This window comes from Pseudomonas sp. V88_4 (assembly GCF_029967985.1).
In the GTDB taxonomy this organism is placed as follows: Bacteria; Pseudomonadota; Gammaproteobacteria; order Pseudomonadales; family Pseudomonadaceae; genus Aquipseudomonas; species Aquipseudomonas glycinae.
Genome location: NZ_JASCAF010000045.1, coordinates 158010 through 175482 on the forward strand (window position 1 = coordinate 158010; position 17473 = coordinate 175482).

17 protein-coding genes are annotated in these 17473 nt (G+C 61.9%); 7 read left to right on the top strand and 10 right to left on the bottom strand.

Features of this window, described 5'->3' with window-relative positions:
• Entirely contained in the window at nucleotides 1-1200 is a 1200-nt protein-coding gene (gene fdhA, locus QLG12_RS24360) for a formaldehyde dehydrogenase, glutathione-independent (protein WP_011336270.1), read from the top strand.
• Nucleotides 1201-1280: 80 nt separating this feature from the next.
• Here the strand turns inward: fdhA and QLG12_RS24365 are convergent, their stop codons facing one another.
• A complete protein-coding gene (locus QLG12_RS24365; protein WP_282475356.1) occupies nucleotides 1281-1676 on the bottom strand; it encodes a hypothetical protein in 396 nt (131 codons plus the stop codon).
• Nucleotides 1677-1939: 263 nt separating this feature from the next.
• Between QLG12_RS24365 and QLG12_RS24370 the strand changes: the two genes are divergently transcribed.
• The gene (locus QLG12_RS24370) at nucleotides 1940-2497 is read left to right on the top strand and encodes a DUF2780 domain-containing protein (RefSeq protein WP_011336267.1); all 558 of its coding nucleotides are present in this window, start codon (nucleotides 1940-1942) and stop codon (nucleotides 2495-2497) included.
• 1 nt (nucleotide 2498) lies between these two features.
• Here the strand turns inward: QLG12_RS24370 and QLG12_RS24375 are convergent, their stop codons facing one another.
• A complete protein-coding gene (locus QLG12_RS24375; protein ID WP_197867296.1) occupies nucleotides 2499-3386 on the bottom strand; it encodes an acyltransferase in 888 nt (295 codons plus the stop codon).
• Nucleotides 3387-3561: 175 nt separating this feature from the next.
• Here QLG12_RS24375 and QLG12_RS24380 point away from each other — a divergent pair, with 175 nt between their 5' ends.
• The 4 genes from QLG12_RS24380 to creD all read left to right on the top strand — a co-directional run bounded on the left by QLG12_RS24380 (nucleotide 3562) and on the right by creD (nucleotide 7687).
• Nucleotides 3562-4065: an ATP-dependent zinc protease gene (locus QLG12_RS24380; RefSeq protein ID WP_197867297.1), complete on the top strand. Its 504-nt coding sequence runs from the start codon at nucleotides 3562-3564 to the stop codon at nucleotides 4063-4065.
• Nucleotides 4066-4138: 73 nt separating this feature from the next.
• On the top strand, nucleotides 4139-4819 hold the full coding sequence (creB, locus tag QLG12_RS24385; protein WP_282475357.1) for a two-component system response regulator CreB: 681 nt from the start codon (nucleotides 4139-4141) through the stop codon (nucleotides 4817-4819).
• Nucleotides 4819-6234 carry a two-component system sensor histidine kinase CreC gene (creC, locus tag QLG12_RS24390; protein WP_282475358.1) on the top strand — a complete coding sequence of 472 codons (1416 nt, stop codon included), beginning with the start codon at nucleotides 4819-4821 and terminating at the stop codon, nucleotides 6232-6234. The genes creB and creC overlap by 1 nt, the downstream gene beginning before the upstream one ends.
• An 82-nt stretch (nucleotides 6235-6316) precedes the next feature.
• The gene (creD, locus tag QLG12_RS24395) at nucleotides 6317-7687 is read left to right on the top strand and encodes a cell envelope integrity protein CreD (protein WP_197867300.1); all 1371 of its coding nucleotides are present in this window, start codon (nucleotides 6317-6319) and stop codon (nucleotides 7685-7687) included.
• Nucleotides 7688-7774: 87 nt separating this feature from the next.
• Here creD and QLG12_RS24400 read toward each other — a convergent pair whose 3' ends face one another.
• The 8 genes from QLG12_RS24400 to QLG12_RS24435 all read right to left on the bottom strand — a co-directional run bounded on the left by QLG12_RS24400 (nucleotide 7775) and on the right by QLG12_RS24435 (nucleotide 16715).
• Complete coding sequence (locus tag QLG12_RS24400; RefSeq protein WP_197867301.1) at nucleotides 7775-8404, bottom strand: glutathione S-transferase; 630 nt, start codon at nucleotides 8402-8404, stop codon at nucleotides 7775-7777.
• A 65-nt stretch (nucleotides 8405-8469) separates the two neighbouring features.
• Complete coding sequence (locus QLG12_RS24405) at nucleotides 8470-8649, bottom strand: hypothetical protein (protein ID WP_197867302.1); 180 nt, start codon at nucleotides 8647-8649, stop codon at nucleotides 8470-8472.
• Complete coding sequence (locus QLG12_RS24410) at nucleotides 8646-9776, bottom strand: PepSY domain-containing protein (RefSeq protein ID WP_282475359.1); 1131 nt, start codon at nucleotides 9774-9776, stop codon at nucleotides 8646-8648. Before QLG12_RS24410 ends, QLG12_RS24405 begins: the two co-directional genes overlap by 4 nt.
• 73 nt (nucleotides 9777-9849) lie before the next feature.
• Entirely contained in the window at nucleotides 9850-12276 is a 2427-nt protein-coding gene (locus QLG12_RS24415; RefSeq protein ID WP_197867304.1) for a TonB-dependent siderophore receptor, read from the bottom strand.
• A gap of 197 nt (nucleotides 12277-12473) precedes the next feature.
• Entirely contained in the window at nucleotides 12474-13445 is a 972-nt protein-coding gene (locus QLG12_RS24420) for a FecR family protein (protein WP_282475360.1), read from the bottom strand.
• A complete protein-coding gene (locus QLG12_RS24425) occupies nucleotides 13442-13960 on the bottom strand; it encodes an RNA polymerase sigma factor (RefSeq protein ID WP_197867306.1) in 519 nt (172 codons plus the stop codon). Before QLG12_RS24425 ends, QLG12_RS24420 begins: the two co-directional genes overlap by 4 nt.
• 110 nt (nucleotides 13961-14070) lie before the next feature.
• Nucleotides 14071-14778: a 3'-5' exonuclease gene (locus QLG12_RS24430; protein WP_197867307.1), complete on the bottom strand. Its 708-nt coding sequence runs from the start codon at nucleotides 14776-14778 to the stop codon at nucleotides 14071-14073.
• Nucleotides 14775-16715, bottom strand: a complete 1941-nt coding sequence (locus QLG12_RS24435) for a putative nucleotidyltransferase substrate binding domain-containing protein (RefSeq protein ID WP_197867308.1) — start codon at nucleotides 16713-16715, stop codon at nucleotides 14775-14777. Before QLG12_RS24435 ends, QLG12_RS24430 begins: the two co-directional genes overlap by 4 nt.
• A gap of 254 nt (nucleotides 16716-16969) precedes the next feature.
• Between QLG12_RS24435 and QLG12_RS24440 the strand changes: the two genes are divergently transcribed.
• Complete coding sequence (locus QLG12_RS24440) at nucleotides 16970-17416, top strand: response regulator (RefSeq protein ID WP_085654016.1); 447 nt, start codon at nucleotides 16970-16972, stop codon at nucleotides 17414-17416.
• The last annotated feature ends 57 nt before the right edge of the window (nucleotides 17417-17473 follow it).

A 17473-nucleotide genomic window follows, 5' to 3' on the forward strand; every position in this document is an offset into this window, starting at 1 on the left:
ATGTCTGGCAATCGTGGTGTGGTGTATCTCGGCGCTGGCAAGGTCGAAGTACAGAAAATCGACTATCCGAAAATGCAGGATCCGCGCGGCAGGAAGATCGAGCACGGTGTCATCCTGCGTGTGGTTTCAACCAACATTTGCGGCTCCGACCAGCACATGGTGCGCGGCCGTACCACCGCTCAGGTCGGTCTGGTGCTGGGACACGAGATCACCGGTGAAGTGATCGAGAAGGGCAGCGACGTCGAAAGCCTGAAAATCGGCGATCTGGTGTCCGTTCCGTTCAACGTGGCTTGCGGGCGCTGCCGTTCCTGCAAGGAGCAACACACCGGCGTCTGCCTGACCGTCAACCCGGCCCGCGCCGGCGGTGCCTACGGTTACGTCGACATGGGCGACTGGACCGGTGGCCAGGCCGAGTATGTGCTGGTGCCGTACGCCGACTTCAACCTGCTGAAACTGCCGGACCGCGACAAGGCCATGGAGAAAATCCGTGACCTGACCTGCCTCTCCGACATTCTGCCGACCGGTTACCACGGCGCCGTTACCGCTGGCGTTGGTCCGGGCAGCACCGTTTACATTGCCGGCGCAGGCCCGGTCGGTCTGGCCGCTGCCGCCTCCGCCCGTTTGCTCGGCGCTGCGGTGGTGATCGTCGGCGACGTCAACACCATCCGCCTGGCCCACGCCAAGGCGCAGGGTTTTGAAATCGTCGACCTGTCGAAAGACACCCCGCTGCACGAACAGATCGCCGCGCTGCTGGGCGAGCCTGAAGTGGATTGCGCGGTGGACTGCGTGGGCTTCGAAGCCCGTGGTCATGGCCATGACGGCGTCAAATCCGAAGCCCCGGCCACCGTCCTCAACTCGTTGATGGGCGTGGTGCGCGTCGCCGGCAAGATCGGTATTCCGGGCCTGTACGTGACCGAAGATCCGGGTGCTGTCGATGCCGCCGCGAAAATGGGCAGCCTGAGCATCCGCTTTGGTCTGGGCTGGGCCAAATCCCACAGCTTCCATACCGGCCAGACTCCGGTAATGAAGTACAACCGTCAGCTGATGCAGGCGATCATGTGGGACCGCATCAACATTGCCGAAGTGGTGGGCGTGCAGGTCATCAGCCTCGACCAGGCGCCTGAAGGTTACGGCGAGTTCGATGCCGGCGTGCCGAAGAAGTTTGTGATTGATCCGCACAAGTTGTTCAGTGCGGCGTAAGTTGCATAGATGAAAAAGGGCAGCCCGTCGGGTTGCCCTTTTTCGTTGCATACGCTTTAAAAAGTAAGTTGTTTTGCTCGTTACTGGAACGGGCAGTCCCCAACGTTCCCGCTCTTTGTCGCACACTCATCGTTCTTCCAGTTCGGACCGGAAGGCGTGATGGGGTAACCGGGTTTCCAGACCAAAGATGCCGCTAGTGAGGGACGATTATTCCCATCTTCGTACTGACAGACGGCCCTGGCAGTCGCCTCACCTTTTTCCTTGAGGCGTACAGCGGTGAAGAGAAGGCTCCGAACCTCCGACTCACTGGCAGTGGCAGGATCGACTTCAAGCGGAATCGCTAGTTCGGGGTTCACCTGCGCGACGAACCTGCCGTCCGGCAGTTTTAAAAATGTTCTGGCAGTGGGGCAATCGGCATAGGCCGTGCTGGTGAGAGCAGCAGCGACCAGCGCAGCAGCAAATGTTTTTTTCAACATTACTCGTACTCCGTTACGGGGATTGAGCTGCAATGCTGTCTGTTTATGTTCTATTCGCTAACTGTCATAAATGACAGGTTTTAAGTCTTTTTCGAAATAACTCTGTCTGTTTTTAAAATTGCTGAGCTAAAGGCCTTCGTCTTGGGGCGTTTCTTCAAAGGAAAATGATCTTTGTCGGCTGGAACATGCCGACGGTCCTCCGGTCAAACCGGCAGTTTGAGCGCCTGTATCCGGCGCAATCCACGCCACAAGAGGATGTCTGAATGAAGATTTCACGCGGTTTTGCCCTGGCATCGCTCCTGACCCTGGCGGCAGGGCCGGTGTTTGCCGGTTTCAGTTTGAATGACGTGGCCGGTGCGGTATCGGGCATGCAGGGCGGGGACAAGGCCGCCGCCGCGGCTCCGACCTCGGAAACCGCCGGTCTGTTGAGTGCCTTGAGCGCACTGAACGTCACGCCGCAGCAAGCGGTCGGCGGCACCAGTGCCATGCTGGGGCTGGCGAAAAACCAGCTCAGCAACACGGACTATTCCGAGCTGGCCAAGGAAGTGCCGGGCATCGACAAGCTGTCGGGCGGCGCTGGCAATCTGGCGGCGCTGAGCGGTTTGCTCGGCTCGTCGGGCAAGTCCGCCGGACTGGAAAATGCGCTGGGCAACGTCAAGGACACCAATGACCTGAACAACGCCTTCGGTGCGCTGGGCATGGACAGCGGGATGGTCGGCCAGTTTGCCCCGATCCTCCTGCAATACCTCGGTCAGCAGGGTGTCGGCGGCTCGTTGCTGCAAAGCCTGGGCAGCATCTGGGGCACCGGCACCAACGGATGACTCAGCGGCGCTCGCCTTTGAGTTCGGCGATGCGCTGATCCTTGAGGGTCCAGAGCTGGTTGACCCAGTTCTGGATCTTTTCGCGAAACGCCGGATCGTTTTCGTAATCACCCTGCCACAGGGCCGGATCCAGCTCGCGGGTCTGGATGTCGACGATCACGCGTGGCACGTTGCCGCTGATCAGGTCCCAGAACCCCGGAATCTTCTGCTGCGGATAAACCACGGTCACATCGAGAATCGCGTCCAGCTGTTCGCCCATCGCCGCCAGCACGAACGCCACCCCGCCCGCCTTGGGCTTGAGCAGGTGGCTGAACGGTGACTGCTGCTGAGTGCTTTTGGCGGCGGTGTAACGGGTCCCTTCCAGATAATTCACCACCGTCACCGGCTGGCGCTTGAACAGCTCGCACGCGGCTTTGGTGATTTCCAGATCCTTGCCGGCCAGTTCCGGATGCTTCGCCAGGAACGCCTTGGTGTAGCGCTTCATGAACGGGTAATCCAGCGCCCACCAGGCCAGGCCCAGGAACGGCACCCAGATCAGCTCTTTCTTGAGGAAGAACTTGAAGAACGGCGTGCGCCGGTTGAGGGTCTGGATCAGCGCCGGGATATCGACCCAGGACTGATGGTTGCTGATCACCAGGTAGGAGGTATCGCTGCGCAGGTCTTCGCCGCCGCGAATGTCCCATTGGGTAGGGATGCACAGGCGGAAGATCAGCTTGTCGATTTCCGCCCAGGTTTCGGCGATCCACATCACCGCCCACGAAGCGTAGTCGCGAAAGCGCCCCGGCAGGATCAGCTTGAGCAGGGCGAACACCATCAGCGGGCCGAACAGCACGAGGGTGTTGGACAACAGCAGCAGGGTGACGAAACAGCCGGTGAGCAGGCGGCGCATAAGCGACTCTTGGAAAACGGATGGGCGCGCCATGATAAGTGGCTTCGGCCGGCAGGCCAAATCCGCCGGTGACGAATGTTTCACCTGTGGCGCTATAACCTGCCGGGAACGTTCATGCGAACAACGGTCTAAAATCTTGCGTCTGACGCCCCCATTTCCCAAGGAAGCCCCTTACGTGAAATCCCTCCTTGCACTGCTTTCCCTCGTCGCCCTGCCGGTCCTGGCAGCCGAGCCAACCCTGTACGGCCGTTACGAATACATCGCACTGCCGGAAATCGGCGGCGAAGTGCTCAAGGCGAAAATGGACACCGGCGCACTGACCGCCTCGCTGTCGGCCAAGGACATCGAGACGTTCAAGCGCGACGGCGAAGACTGGGTGCGTTTCCGCCTGGCCACCAAGGACGCCAGCAACAAGGTGTACGAGCACAAGATTGCGCGGATCAGCAAGATCAAGAGTCGCTCGGATGAAGAAGACGAGGGTGAAAACACCGAAGTGGCCAAGCGCCCGGTAGTCGATCTGGAGCTGTGCCTGGGCGACGTCAAGCGCACCGTGGAGGTCAACCTGACCGACCGCAGCAACTTCAACTACCCGTTGCTGATCGGTGCCAAGGCCCTGCGCGAGTTCGGCGCGGCCGTGAACCCGGCGCGGCGTTTTACCGCTGACAAACCGGACTGCTGAAGCAAGTGGTCTCATTGACGTAACGCCGGGCTTGGGGCACCGTTCGCGCACTTAACCCACAGGCTCGGACGCCATGCCTCATATCCTGATTGTCGAAGACGAAGCGGCGATTGCCGACACGCTGATTTTTGCCTTGCAGGGCGAGGGTTTCACCACGACCTGGCTGAGCCTGGGGGCCGCGGCGCTGGAACATCAGCGCCAGACCCCGGCGGATCTGATCATCCTCGACATCGGTTTGCCGGACATCAGTGGCTTCGAAACCTGCAAGCAACTGCGTCGCTTCAGTGAAGTGCCGGTGCTGTTTCTCAGTGCGCGCAATGCCGAGATTGACCGGGTGGTGGGCCTGGAAATCGGCGCCGACGATTACGTGGTCAAGCCGTTCAGCCCACGGGAAGTGGCGGCGCGGGTCCGGGCGATTCTCAAGCGCATGGCGCCACGCCCGGTCATCGAAGCATCCTCGGCGCTGTTTCGCATCGATCCGGAGCGCGTGCAGATCAGCTATCGCGGCCAGCCCCTGAGCCTGACCCGCCACGAATTCCGCCTGCTGCAATGCCTGCTCGAACAACCCGAGCGGGTATTCAGCCGCGAGCAGTTGCTCGATGCGCTGGGCGTGGCGGCGGACGCCGGGTACGAGCGCAGCATCGACAGCCATATCAAAAGCGTGCGCGCCAAATTGCGTCTGGTGCGCGCCGAAGCCGAGCCGATCCAGACCCACCGCGGCCTCGGCTACAGCTACAGTCCGGTGCACAGCTGATGTCGCTGGGGCTGCGGATTTTCCTGGTGTACGTGCTGTTCATCGGCCTGACCGGGTATTTCGTGCTCAACACCGTGATGGAAGAAATCCGCCCCGGCGTGCGTCAGTCCACCGAAGAAACCCTGGTCGATACCGCCAACCTGATGGCGGAAATCCTGCGGGACGATTTCAAGGCCGGCACCCTGAACCAGAATCGCTGGCCGCAGCTGCTCCGCGCCTATGGCGAACGCCAGCCGAAGGCGACGATCTGGGGGCTGGCGAAAAACCAGGTCAACCACCGGATCTACGTCACCGACGCCAAGGGCATCGTGGTGCTGGACTCCAGTGGTGTTGCGGTCGGTCAGGACTACTCGCGCTGGAACGACGTCTACCTGACCCTGCGCGGTGAATACGGCGCACGTTCCAGTCGCAGTGACCCGAATGACCCGAACTCCTCGGTGATGCACGTCGGCGCGCCGATCCGCGACAACGGGGCGATCATCGGCGTGGTCACGGTCGCCAAACCCAACAGTTCACTGCAACCCTATGTTGATCGCACCGAGCGCCGCTTGCTCGGTTACGGCGCCGGATTGATCGGCCTCGGCCTGCTGCTCGGCGCGGTGCTGTCGTGGTGGCTGAGCCGCGCGCTGCACCGTTTGACCGTGTACGCCCAGGCCGTGAGCGAGGGGCGTCGGGTGGCGGTGCCGCACTATCGCGGCGGCGAGCTGGAGCAGTTGGCGACCGCCGTCGAGCAGATGCGCACCCAGCTCGAAGGCAAGGCCTACGTCGAGCGCTATGTGCACACGTTGACTCACGAATTGAAGAGCCCGCTGGCCGCCATTCGCGGTGCCGCCGAGTTGCTGCAGGACGAGATGTCGGCGGATCAGCGATTGCGTTTTGTCGGTAACATCGACAGTGAAAGTGCCCGGATGCAACAGTTGATCGAGCGCCTGCTCAATCTTGCTCAGGTCGAACAGCGGCAGGGTCTTGAGGCGTGCGTCGCAGTGCCATTGGCGGCGCTGGTGAATGAGCTGCTACAGGCACAGATGGCACGCATCGAAGGCCGGCAGTTGCGGATCGAACAAACCGTCGCGGCGGATCTGGCGTTGATCGGCGAGCCGTTTCTGTTGCGTCAGGCGCTGGGCAATCTGCTGGAGAACGCATTGGATTTCACCCCGTCGCACGGTCTGCTGCGTTTTGACGCCAGGAAAATCGGCGAGCGGATCGAGCTTCGCTTGTTCAATGAAACCACGCCGATTCCCGACTTTGCCTTGCCCCGCTTGAGTGAGCGCTTTTACTCCCTGCCACGCCCGGACAGCGGACGTAAAAGCACCGGCCTCGGACTTAACTTCGTCGAAGAGGTAGTCAAGCTGCACAGCGGTTCGATGCGCATCGGTAACGTCGAAGGCGGGGTGGAAGTCGTCCTGCTGTTGTAGTCTCCACACAAACTCCACATTCCTCCCACAAAACCCCCACATCCCCTTCGCAGACTCTGCCCATCGAAACAGGGAGAGTCCCATGAACAAAAGTCTGACGATAAAACTCGGGGCCATTGCCCTGCTGATCCTGGTATTGCTGGTACCGCTGCTGATGATCGACGGCATCATCGACGATCGCCAGCAACTGCGTGACGGTGTGCTCGAAGACATCGCCAGAAGCTCAAGCTACAGCCAGCAACTCAGCGGGCCGGTGATGGTTGTGCCGTATCGCAAGGTGGTGCGCACCTGGAAGACCAAAGAGAAGAGCGACGAGCGTTATCAGGAAATCGGTGAAGAACGCGGTCGTCTGTATTTCCTGCCGGAGCGTTTTGAACTCGACGGCCAGGTGCAGACCGAGCTGCGTGCGCGGGGCATTTACGAGGCGCGGCTGTTCCATGCCGACAACCGTATCAGCGGGCACTTCTCGCTGCCGGCGCAGTTGGGGATCAAGGAGGATTTTGCCGATTACACCTTCGATGCGCCGTTTCTGGCAGTCGGCATCAGTGATATTCGCGGGATTGAAAACGCCCTGAAGCTGGAGCTGGGCGCGCAACGCCTCGACTTCGTGCCCGGTACTCAGGTCGGCTGGCTGGGCGAGGGGGTGCGAGTGACGCTGCCGGCGCTGGACACCAGCAAGACCACGGAACTGGCCTTCGGCTTCGACCTGCGCCTGCAAGGCACCGGCTCGTTGCAGGTGCTGCCGGTGGGCAAGACCAGCCGGGTGAACCTCGCCGCCAACTGGCCGCACCCAAGCTTCATCGGCAACTTCCTGCCGGCCAAACGCGAGATCAACGATCAGGGTTTCACCGCCGATTGGCAGACCTCGTTTTTCTCCACCAATTTGCAAGAAGCGATGAGCCGCTGCGTGGCGGGCAATGATTGCGAGGCGTTCAGCGGGCGCAGTTTCGGCGTGAGCTTCATCGATCCGGTGGATCAGTATCTGAAGAGCGACCGGGCGATCAAATATGCGCTGCTGTTCATCGTCCTGACGTTCGCCGGTTTCTTCCTGTTCGAAGTGCTGAAAAGCCTGGCGGTGCACCCTGTGCAATACGCGTTGGTGGGCGTGGCGCTGGCGTTCTTTTATCTGTTGCTGCTGTCGTTGTCGGAGCACATCGGTTTTGCCCTGGCGTATCTGTTGTCGGCCAGCGGTTGTGTGCTGTTGATCGGGTTTTATGTCTGCCACGTGCTGCGCAGCGTGCGGCATGGCTTGAGTTTTTCGGCGGGGCTGGCGGCGTTGTACGGTTTGCTCTACGGCTTGCTGAGCGCCGAGGATTACGCGCTGCTGATGGGCTCGCTGCTGCTGTTCGGTCTGCTCGGTGTGTTCATGGTGCTGACCCGCAATCTGGACTGGTACGGGATCGGGCAGAAACCGGCCAAACCGCTGCAATTCGATATCGGAGCGGTGCAATGAGCCGGTTCGTGGGATTGCGTGAGGAGCAGCGGGAGGCCGAGTTGTTGATGACGCTGATCTTTGCCTCGTTGCCTCCCGCCCGGTGCGTCAAGCCTTCGGCATCGTCGCAATCATCGACGGCCGCTGGCTCACTTCAAAGAACCAGTTGGCCAGTTGCGGATTGGCGTCACGCCAGCCCAGATCCGGGAAGCGCAGGTCGAGATAACCCAGTGCACAGGCCACGCTGATCGCGGCGACGTCGAAGTGGCAGGTCAGTTCGGCAATCGCGTCGCGTTCCAGCAAGGCGAGGGCGCGGCGGATCTTCTCGCGCTGGGCTTCGAGCCATTCGTCCCAGTGTTTTTCCGGGGCGCGAAGAGCCTGCTCGTAACGCACCATGACCGAGGCGTCCATGATCCCGTCGGCCATCGAGGCCAGGGTCAGGCGCCGCCAGCGGGCCGAGCCGTCGCGGGGGATCAGCGGGTTGCCGACGTGCTGGTGGTCGAGGTAATCGAGGATCACCCGGCTGTCATGGATGACATTGCCGTCGGCCAGGCGCAGGGCCGGGATCTTGCCCAGCGGGTTGTCTGCGTTGAGGGCGGCGTCCGGGCTGACTGGGCTGAGCACGCAGTCCTGCAACGCGACGCGATCCTGCTGGCCGGTCTCGTGCAGCAGCACCATGACTTTGCGCACGAACGGGGAGAGGGTGTTGTGGAACAGGGTCATGCTGGGAGCGGACATCGGCAGGGTCTCGGTCAGGGGCAATGACGGGCAGCATAGCGCGTTGCCCGTCAGGCTCAAGCCGTTCAGCGGCGTTGCAGCAATCCGCGCAGGGCAATGGCGGCCGGAATGCCCAGACCCACCCAGCTCAGGCCATCCCAGATCCCGTCGCCCAGCAGCGCCGCGAACAGGCCCGCCGCACTCAGCAGCGCGATCACCAGCGGTGTGCTGAAGACCTTCCAGAAATTCGACTGACGCGGCTTCATGCAGAGGCCTCCGCCGGTTCCAGCACCGGTTTCGCGGCCTTGCGTCGTACCACCCACAGGTACACGCCGCTGGCGAGGACGATGATGGTCAGCACGTCCAGCGTGGCCCAGAGGATTTTCATCGGCATGCCGCCGTAGTCACCGAAGTGCAGCGGCTGCGACATGCCCATGGCGTCCATGTACCACGGTCGTTCTGCGACCGCCGTCACTTGCAGGGTGCTGGCGTCGATCAGCACCGGAGTCAGCAGATGCGAGGTCAGGTGGGTGCCACCCTTCATGAATACCGAGTAGTGGTGCTCGCTGGAGAAACGGGTGCCGGGGAAGGCGATGAAGTCCGGTTTCATGCCCGGTGCGACTTCGTTGGCGATATCCAGCAGTCGCGTGGCCGGGGCGAGGTGGATCAGCGGCGGGACATCGCGGTAGGGCGCGATCATGGCGTTGAGCGAATCGTTGCGCCATGCAGCGATGATCAGATCGGCGCAGGCGCTGATCACCCCGGTCACGCCGACCACCAGCGCCCAGGTCAGGGTGACCACGCCGATCAGATTGTGCAGGTCGAGCCAGCGCAGGCGGGTGGACTTGTCCTGGCGCACGGTGCCGAACTTCAAGCGGCGCATGAACGGCAGGTACAACACCGTGCCGGACACGATCGCGACCACGAACAGCAAACCCATGAACGCCAGCAGCAATTTGCCCGGCAGCCCGGCGAACATGTCGACGTGCAGGCGCAGGATGAACAGCATCAGCCCACCGTTGGCCGAAGGCATTTCCAGGGCTTCGCCGGTGCGCGCGTCGAGCATGAAGGTGTGCGATGAATTGGGCTCGGTGCCGGCGGTCCTGGCCATGATCGTCAGCACGGCATTCGGCTCGTCGTCTTCGAAGCCGAAGTACTGCACGATCTCGCCGGGCCGATGCTTTTCCGCCGCTTCGACCAGTTGCGCCAGGTTCAGGTGCGGCGTGTTCGCCGGCATTACCCGCAACTGGGGCGCATCGCCCAGCAGGTGCTCGATCTCGTGATGGAAAATCAGCGGCAGACCGGTCAGGGCCAGCAGCAGCAAAAACACGGTGCAGATCAGGCTGGTCCAAGTGTGGACCAAGGACCAGCGGCGAATTGTTTTACTTTTCATTTCATGACCTTCAAAAACACCCAAGCCGTCCACGAGGGACGGCCTGGTTGCAGGGCCTGTTCAGCTCAGGCGCTTACCACTTGTAAGTGGCGCTGGCGACGACACTGCGCTGGTCGCCGTAGTAGCAGTAGAAGCTGTCGCAAGTGGAGATGTAGTCCTTGTCCAGCAAATTGGTGGCGTTGAGTGCCAGCGACGCGCCTTTGAGGCTGTTGTCCAGACGGCCGAGGTCGTAATGCACGGCGGCGTCGAACACGGTGTACGCGTCCGCCTTGCCCAGCCAGGTATTGGCTTTGTCGCCGTAGGTGTTGCCGGTGTAGCGCGCGCCGGCGCCGATGCCGAAGCCGTCGAGCACACCGCTGTGCCAGGTGTAATCGGCCCACAGCGAGGCTTGCTGATTCGGCATCAGTTGCAGGCGGTTGCCCTTGTCGGCGCCGTTCTGCACTTCGGACTTGGCCAGGGTGTACGCGGCGATGACCTTCAGGTTGTCGGTGACGTCGGAGACGGCTTCCAGCTCCAGGCCTTTGACTTTGACTTCACCGGTCTGGCTGGTGATCGATACGCCGTTGACGAACGAGCTGACCGAGACGTTTTTCTGGGTCAGGTCATACACGGCCGCCGTCAGCAGGGTCTTGCTGCCCGGTGGCTGGTACTTGATGCCCAGTTCCCACTGCTTGCCTTCGGTCGGTTTGAGCGATTCGGTCGACGAGGCGTCGGCGCCGGTGGTCGGCTGGAACGATTCGGCGTAGGACAGGTACGGCACGAAACCGGAATCGAACACGTAGCTGATCGCCGCGTTACCGCTGAACGCCTTGTCACGCTGAGTGTTGGTCGCGTCGCCCTTGTTGATGAATTGAGTGCTGGTGTGCACCCAGTCTTCCCGGCCGCCGAGGGTCAGGCGCCATTGATCCAGGGCCATTTGGTCCTGAACGTAGAGGCCGGTCTGGTAGGTCTTCTGGTTGTAGTCATAGAACGCGGTGGAACGCGCCGGACGCACGATCGGCTGACCATGGATCGGATTGTTCACGTTAATCTCCGGCGCGCTGCCGAAGATCGAGGTGTAGTTGGTGTTGCTGCGCTGGTGATCCAGACCCAGCAGCAGGGTGTGGCGGATGTCGCCGGTGGCGAAGTCGGCCTGGAAGTTGTTGTCCACGGCGAACTGGCTGATGTCTTCGTCGACGATGGTGGTGGTACGGCCGACGTTGCCGTCATTGTCCACTTGAGTGAACGGGTAGGAGCCGACGGTGATGCCCTGGAACGACAGATCCGACTTGGTGTAGCGCAGGTTCTGCTTGAACTGCCACACATCGTTCAGGCGATGTTCGAAGGCATAGCCCAGCGCGTAATAGGTGCGGTCGTAGTATTCCCAGTCCGGATCGCCCAGGTTCTTGTGATGGGAAACCTTGCCGAACGGCATGTCGATCTTGGTGCCTTGCACCGGCAGGAACTGGCTGGTGATGCCCGTATCGTCGCGGGTGAACTGGGTCAGCAGGGTGAATCTGGTGTCGTCGTCGATGTTCCAGGTCAGGCTCGGCGCGATGTTGTAGCGCTTGTTGTCGACGTGGTCGATCTGCGTGCCGCTGTCACGTACCACACCGCTGAGGCCGTAGAGAAACTGGCCGGCGTCGTCGATCTTGCCGGTGCTGGCGAAGTTGATCTGGCGGTGGTTGTCGCTGCCGTACTGCAACTGGATTTCGCTGCTCTGCACATCGCTCGGACGACGGCTGACCATGTCCAGCAGGCCGCCCGGCGGGGTCTGGCCGTACACCGACGAGGCCGGGCCGCGCAGCAGGGCAAGGCGGTCGAGGTTCCAGGTTTCCTGTTTCGGGTTGGCGTACACGCCTTTTGGCAGCGGCAAGCCGTCGAGGAACTGGGTCGGTTCGAAGCCGCGCACGCGCAGCCAGTCGGCGCGGGTGTCGCTGCCGTAGCTGCTGGCGGTGATGCCCGGCATATAGCGTACGGCGTCATCGAGGCTGTGCACGCCACGGTCTTCCATTTGCTGGCGAGTGGCGACGGAAATCGAACGCGGTGCTTCGACCAGCGCGGTGTCGGTCTTGGTGCCGGCGGCGGTGCGGGTGGCTGTGTAGCCTTCGACCGGGCCCCAGGCGCTTTCATAGTTTTCCACGCCGATCACCGAAGTTTCCGGCAGAGCCATCGCGCCCTCCGGCACAGCGACCAGGGTGTAGGTGCCGGCGCTGCTCTGTTCCAGTTGCAGACCGGTGCCGCGCAGGGCCGCGCGCAGGGCGCCGGCCGCGTCATATTGGCCGTTGACCGGCGCCGAGGTCTTGCCCGCCGCCAGCGACGGGTTCAGCGACAGCGTGAGGCCGCCCTGGCTGGCGATCTGGTTCAGGGTGGTCGACAACGGAGCCGCCGGCAGGTTGTAGGCGCGTACGCTCGACGCCTGTTCAGCGGCGATCAGTTGGCTGCTGGCCAGCGGAGTGCAGAGGGCAATGGCGACCGCCAGCAAACTGGGGCGCAACAAGGTGTCTAGCGAACGGGACATACGGCGGCTCCTGAATGGAAATATTTCTCAATTGCCTGTGTGCCGGACGAGATTCGAAAAGTGATAGGGCTGGATGAAAATAATTTCGATTAACGAACGACATCGCTGCGCAAGTCAGCAGAAAGTCCGTTTTCATGGGGTGTGAAGGTTCTGTCGCGATCTGCTCGCGATCGCTATTAATCAGGCAACGCTGAATGTCAGGGCTTTGGATCAGCCTTGGCCACGGTCACCCACCATGGCGTGTGCTGCTCGATCTGCACCGGCAGGGTCGGCAGCAGGGCGTTCAGCGCCTTGTCGGTGTCGTGCAGCGGGAAGCTGCCGGTGATGCGCAGGTCGGCGACTTCCGGCGCAATGCCCAGATGGCCGCGACGATAGCGCCCGAGTTCATGCACCAGGTCTTCCAGGCGCGCGTTGTCCACCACCAGCATGCCGCGGGTCCAGGCGTCGGCGCCGGGGGTGAGCGCCACCACCGAATCCAGACCGTTGTGGCGGATCAGCACTTGCTGGCCTTCGCGCAGGATCTGTTCCTGCAGATTGGATTGCGGATGTGCCGCGACCGCCGACTGCAACACGCTCAGGCGCGTGCCGGCGTCTTCGCGCTTGACCAGGAACCGCGTGCCCAGGGCGCGCATGCTGCCCTCGGCGGTTTCGACGATGAACGGCCGTGCATCGCCATGACCGGTTTCGACGAGGATTTCGCCTTCCTGCAACACGATCAGGCGTTGCTTGTCATCGAAGCGGACATCTACGGCGCTGTGGGTATTCAGATTGAGTACGGTGCCGTCGGCCAGGCGCACGGTGCGCTGTTCGCCGGTGCTGGTGCGTTGATCGGCGAGCCAATACTCCAGCGGCAGATAACGTTCGCCGGCAAACAACGCCAGACCGACCACCGCCACGACACTGGCCAGCCCGCTGCCCAGTTTGCGTACCCGACGGCGGATGCCTTCGCGCGATTGCAGCAACGCGCTGCGTGCCGGGCCCTTGGCCACGCTGAAACGCTGGTCGAGCATGCCCAACTGGCGCCAGGCGCGAGCGTGTTCTTCGTTGGCCGCGTGCCATTTGGCGAACTCTTCGCGCTCCAGCGGCGTGCTGGAATCGAGGGTCAATTGCCAGGCAATCGCCGCGTCCAGCACATGGGCCGGGACCGGTCTAGAACTGGCCGGGCTCATGTTGGCTCACCGTACAGCGCGATGTAGCACTGGCGGATGCCCTGGGCCAGGTACTGACGCACGCGGGGGACAGACACGCCGAGTTTGTCGGCGATCTCGGCGTGGGTCAGGCCGTCGAGGCGGTTATAGAGGAACGCGGCGCGGGCCTTGGTCGACAGCTTGCCGAGCATGCGGTCGATGGCCTTGAGGTCTTCGAGGATCAGTTGCTGTTCTTCGACCGAGGGTTGCTCGCCCTCGGGGATCAGCATCAGTTCGGTCAGGTACGCCTGTTCCAGCGCCGCCCGGCGGAAGTAGTCGAACAACAAGCCTTTGGCGATCGCCACCAGAAACGCCCGGGGCTCGCGTGGAGTCAGCAGCTCGTCGCGGCCGAGCAGGCGGACGAAAGTGTCCTGGCTCAGGTCTTCGGCCCGTTCCGGGCAAGCCACGTTGCGCCGCAGCCAGGCCAGCAGCCAGCCACGGTGGTCGCGATACAACGCACCGACGAGCTCACTGTGAGGGCTTTGGGCTGAGGACACGACGACACCGACTGGGAAGTTTTAACTAACGAGAATTGTTCGCGATTGTGGCAGAGGTGGGAATGGTTAGCAATTGGCCACCGGTCGGGTTGTCGGGCGACAACCCGGATTCAGAACGAATGCGTCTGCTGGCGGCGTTTCCACTGACTCAGGCGTTGCTGAAGATTCAGCGGACTGTGGATCTGCTGCTGGCGCGCCCGACTGAACAGGATCAGCGCCAGTTCCGCCGTGGCCAGGGCATCGGCACTCGCATGGTGGCGCTCGAACACTTCGAGCTTGAACCAGTCGATCCACTCGTCCAGCCCCGCCTCCCGAATATGTGCCTGCGGGCAAACCAGCGGGGCGATCTGCGCCACATCGAGAAACACCGTCTGCAACTTGTGCCCGAGATGTTCCTTCAGTGCGCGGCCGAGCATGTGCTGGTCGAACGAAGCGTGAAACGCCAGCACCGGGCTGTCGCCGATGAACTCCAGTAGCTCGACCAAAGCTTCGGTGGGCTCGCTGCCGGCGGCAATCGCGCTCGGGGCCAAGCCGTGAATCAACACGCTCGGGCCGAGTTTCAACTCGTGACATTGCAGGGTGCGTTCGAACTGCTGACTGAAGTCGATCGCACCGTCCTCGATCACTACCGCGCCGATCGACAGCACCCGATCCTTGCTCAGGTTCAGCCCGGTGGTTTCCAGATCCAGCACTACCCATCGCTGCTCGCGCAGGCTGCACTCGCGCAGTTCGCCGATGGCCGGCAGTTTCGTCAGGCGCTGTTGCAGGTCGTCCCGCACAACGGGGCTGGCCGGACGCAGCCACGAGAACAGGCTCATAGCTGATACCGCAGGGTCAGGCTGCTTTGCAGGCGCTGGGCCTGGCGCAGGGATTCACGCAGGATGCGCCGGTCCAGATGATTGAGGCTGTCGGGATCGACCCGGTTCGAATACGGCAGGTTTTCCCGGGTCTGCAATTGATGCTGCTGCATGCGCGTCTGCTGAATGAAGTGGTACGCCTCTTCGTACGCGGCGCCATCCAGCCGGTCGATGACTTGTTTATCCACCAGCTGGCGGAAGCGTTCGAGGGTGTTGTTGGCGTCGATGCCATGGGCCAGCGCCAGCAGGCGCGCACCGTCGACAAACGGGGTCAGGCCCTGAATTTTCAGGTCCAGGGTGGCTTTCTCGCCGTTCTTGCGGGTCAGCACGAACTCACGGAATCGCCCCACCGGCGGGCGGTTGCGCAAGGCGTTTTCGGCCATCATCCGCTGGAACAGGCGATTGTCGCCGACCTGATCGAGAATCCCCCGGCGCAATTGTTCGCAACCCTGTTCATCACCCCAGACCACCCGCAGGTCGAAATAGATGCTGGAGCCCAACAGGTTCTCCGGCGTCGCCTCGCGAATGAACGCGGCAAAGCGTCGTGCCCATTCGGCGCGGGACAGGCACAGCTGCGGATTGCCGGCCATGACGTTGCCCTTGCACAGGGTGAAACCGCATTGCGCCAGGCTGGTATTGATCTGCTGGGCGATGGGCAGCAGCTTGCCGCGAATCTCCGCCGCATGGGCCGCATCCCGCGCGTCGAACAGAATGCCGTTGTCCTGATCGGTGTGCAGGGTCTGCTCGCGCCGGCCTTCGCTGCCGAAGCACAGCCAGCTGAATGGCACGCCGGGATCGCCTTTCTCGGCAAGGGTCAGCTCGATCACCCGGCACACAGTGTGATCGTTGAGCAGTGTGATGATGTGGGTGATCTGGGTCGACGAGGCGCCATGAGCGAGCATGCGCTCCACCAGTTGGCCGATCTCGCCGCGCAGGGTCACCAGCTGTTCGACCCGCTGGGCGCTGCGAATGGTCCGCGCCAGGTGCACCAGATCGACCCGTTGCAGCGAGAACAGATCCCGCTCGGAAACCACGCCGCACAGGCGTCGATCCTTGACCAGGCACACATGGGCGATGTGCCGTTCGGTCATGGCAATCGCCGCGTCGAAGGCGCTGTGATCCGGCGACAGATAGAACGGCGAGCGGGTCATGTGACGGTCGATCGGCTCGCTGAAATCGCCAACCCCTTCAGCCACTACATGGCGCAGATCGCGCAGGGTGAAAATCCCCAGCGGCGCCTTGTGCTCATCCACCGCGACGATGCTGCCGACCTGTTGTTCGTGCATCAGCTTCACCGCTTCGCGCAGTGGGGTGGAGGGGCTGCAGGTCACCGGATGGCGCATGGCCAATTCGCCGAGACGGGTGTTCAGCGAGTACTGGGTGCCGAGGGTTTCCACGGCTTTTTGCTGGACTTGCTGATTGACCTGATCGAGCAGGCTGCTGACCCCGCGCAGGGCGAAGTCGCGGAAGGTGCTGGAGAGGGCGAACAGCTTGATGAACGCCAGTTTGTTCAGTTGCAGGCAGAAAGTGTCTTCGCCAGCCAGATGTTCGGTGCGGGTCGCCCGTTCGCCGAGCAGCGCGGCGAGGGGAAAACACTCGCCGGTGGTAATTTCAAACGTGGTTTCGGTGCCGCCCTTGGCCGTGTGCGGACGCTCGCCGACCACCCGGCCCTGCTTGACGATGTAGAAGTGTTCGACCGGCCCGTCGGCGGGTTTGATGATGCTCTCGCCCTGACCGTAGAAGCGCAGCTGGCATTGCTCCACCAGGTAGGCCAGGTGGGCGTGTTCCATTTGATTGAAAGGGGGGAAGCGCTGGAGGAGTTGCAAAGTGCCCTGAATGTTCTGCAACACCGCGGTTTTCCCTGCCTGGGTGAAGGCGTCCGCTTTACTCATAACCATTACCGCAGTCTTTTTCGAATTGTTGTTGTCGGATCGTTGCAGCCATGGTCGACCCCATCGCGCGGGGTGCCCATTGGACGTAAGTCTAGGTTGGGCATGCCGTTGGGTAGTTTTCGGATATGCCCTACAAAATCAGTCGGAAATTCTTTGGTTCGCCCCTTGGAAAAAAATCCGACGAAGTGCACATTGAAGCTCTGCCCAGCGATGTCTGACCACTGTGCCAGGGGATCGATTTTGAGAACGTAGAGAACGCCATGTCCGACCACGATATTTTGAGCGACGCCGAGCGGGAAGCGCTCAGCGCTGTAATGCTCGAACCCGATCTGCCACCGCAGCGTGTATTGATCGTCGATGACGACAAGGATGCGCGGGAGCTGTTGTCGGAGATTCTCGGGTTGGATGGCATTCGTTGCATGACCGCCGCCAGCGGCGAAACCGCGCTGAAAATGCTCGCGGAAAAACCTTCGATCGGGTTGGTGATCACCGACCTGCGCATGGGCAACGTAGATGGCCTGGAGCTGATCCGCCAGGTGCGCGAATCCGTCAGGGCGGCGATGCCGATCATCATTGTGTCCGGTGATGCCGACGTGAAGGATGCGATTGCGGCGATGCATTTGAGCGTGGTGGACTTTTTGCTGAAGCCAATTGATACCGCCAAGTTGCTCGGTCTCGTCAGACATGAGCTGGGGATCGAGCCTTAACCATCCAGCGTAAACAAAAAAGCCCTGATCGAAAGATCAGGGCTTTTTCATGTCCGG

Bases quoted from the DNA above. Each gene is read 5' to 3' on its own strand.
- QLG12_RS24415 (WP_197867304.1), bottom strand. From the start codon at position 12,276: ATGTCCCGTTCGCTAGACACCTTGTTGCGCCCCAGTTTGCTGGCGGTC.
- QLG12_RS24365 (WP_282475356.1), bottom strand. From the start codon at position 1,676: ATGTTGAAAAAAACATTTGCTGCTGCGCTGGTCGCTGCTGCTCTCACC.
- creC (WP_282475358.1), top strand. From the start codon at position 4,819: ATGTCGCTGGGGCTGCGGATTTTCCTGGTGTACGTGCTGTTCATCGGC.
- QLG12_RS24405 (WP_197867302.1), bottom strand. From the start codon at position 8,649: ATGAAGCCGCGTCAGTCGAATTTCTGGAAGGTCTTCAGCACACCGCTG.
- creD (WP_197867300.1), top strand. From the start codon at position 6,317: ATGAACAAAAGTCTGACGATAAAACTCGGGGCCATTGCCCTGCTGATC.
- QLG12_RS24375 (WP_197867296.1), bottom strand. From the start codon at position 3,386: ATGCGCCGCCTGCTCACCGGCTGTTTCGTCACCCTGCTGCTGTTGTCC.
- QLG12_RS24435 (WP_197867308.1), bottom strand. From the start codon at position 16,715: ATGGTTATGAGTAAAGCGGACGCCTTCACCCAGGCAGGGAAAACCGCG.
- QLG12_RS24400 (WP_197867301.1), bottom strand. From the start codon at position 8,404: ATGTCCGCTCCCAGCATGACCCTGTTCCACAACACCCTCTCCCCGTTC.
- creB (WP_282475357.1), top strand. From the start codon at position 4,139: ATGCCTCATATCCTGATTGTCGAAGACGAAGCGGCGATTGCCGACACG.
- QLG12_RS24430 (WP_197867307.1), bottom strand. From the start codon at position 14,778: ATGAGCCTGTTCTCGTGGCTGCGTCCGGCCAGCCCCGTTGTGCGGGAC.
- QLG12_RS24440 (WP_085654016.1), top strand. From the start codon at position 16,970: ATGTCCGACCACGATATTTTGAGCGACGCCGAGCGGGAAGCGCTCAGC.
- fdhA (WP_011336270.1), top strand. From the start codon at position 1: ATGTCTGGCAATCGTGGTGTGGTGTATCTCGGCGCTGGCAAGGTCGAA.
- QLG12_RS24420 (WP_282475360.1), bottom strand. From the start codon at position 13,445: ATGAGCCCGGCCAGTTCTAGACCGGTCCCGGCCCATGTGCTGGACGCG.
- QLG12_RS24410 (WP_282475359.1), bottom strand. From the start codon at position 9,776: ATGAAAAGTAAAACAATTCGCCGCTGGTCCTTGGTCCACACTTGGACC.
- QLG12_RS24370 (WP_011336267.1), top strand. From the start codon at position 1,940: ATGAAGATTTCACGCGGTTTTGCCCTGGCATCGCTCCTGACCCTGGCG.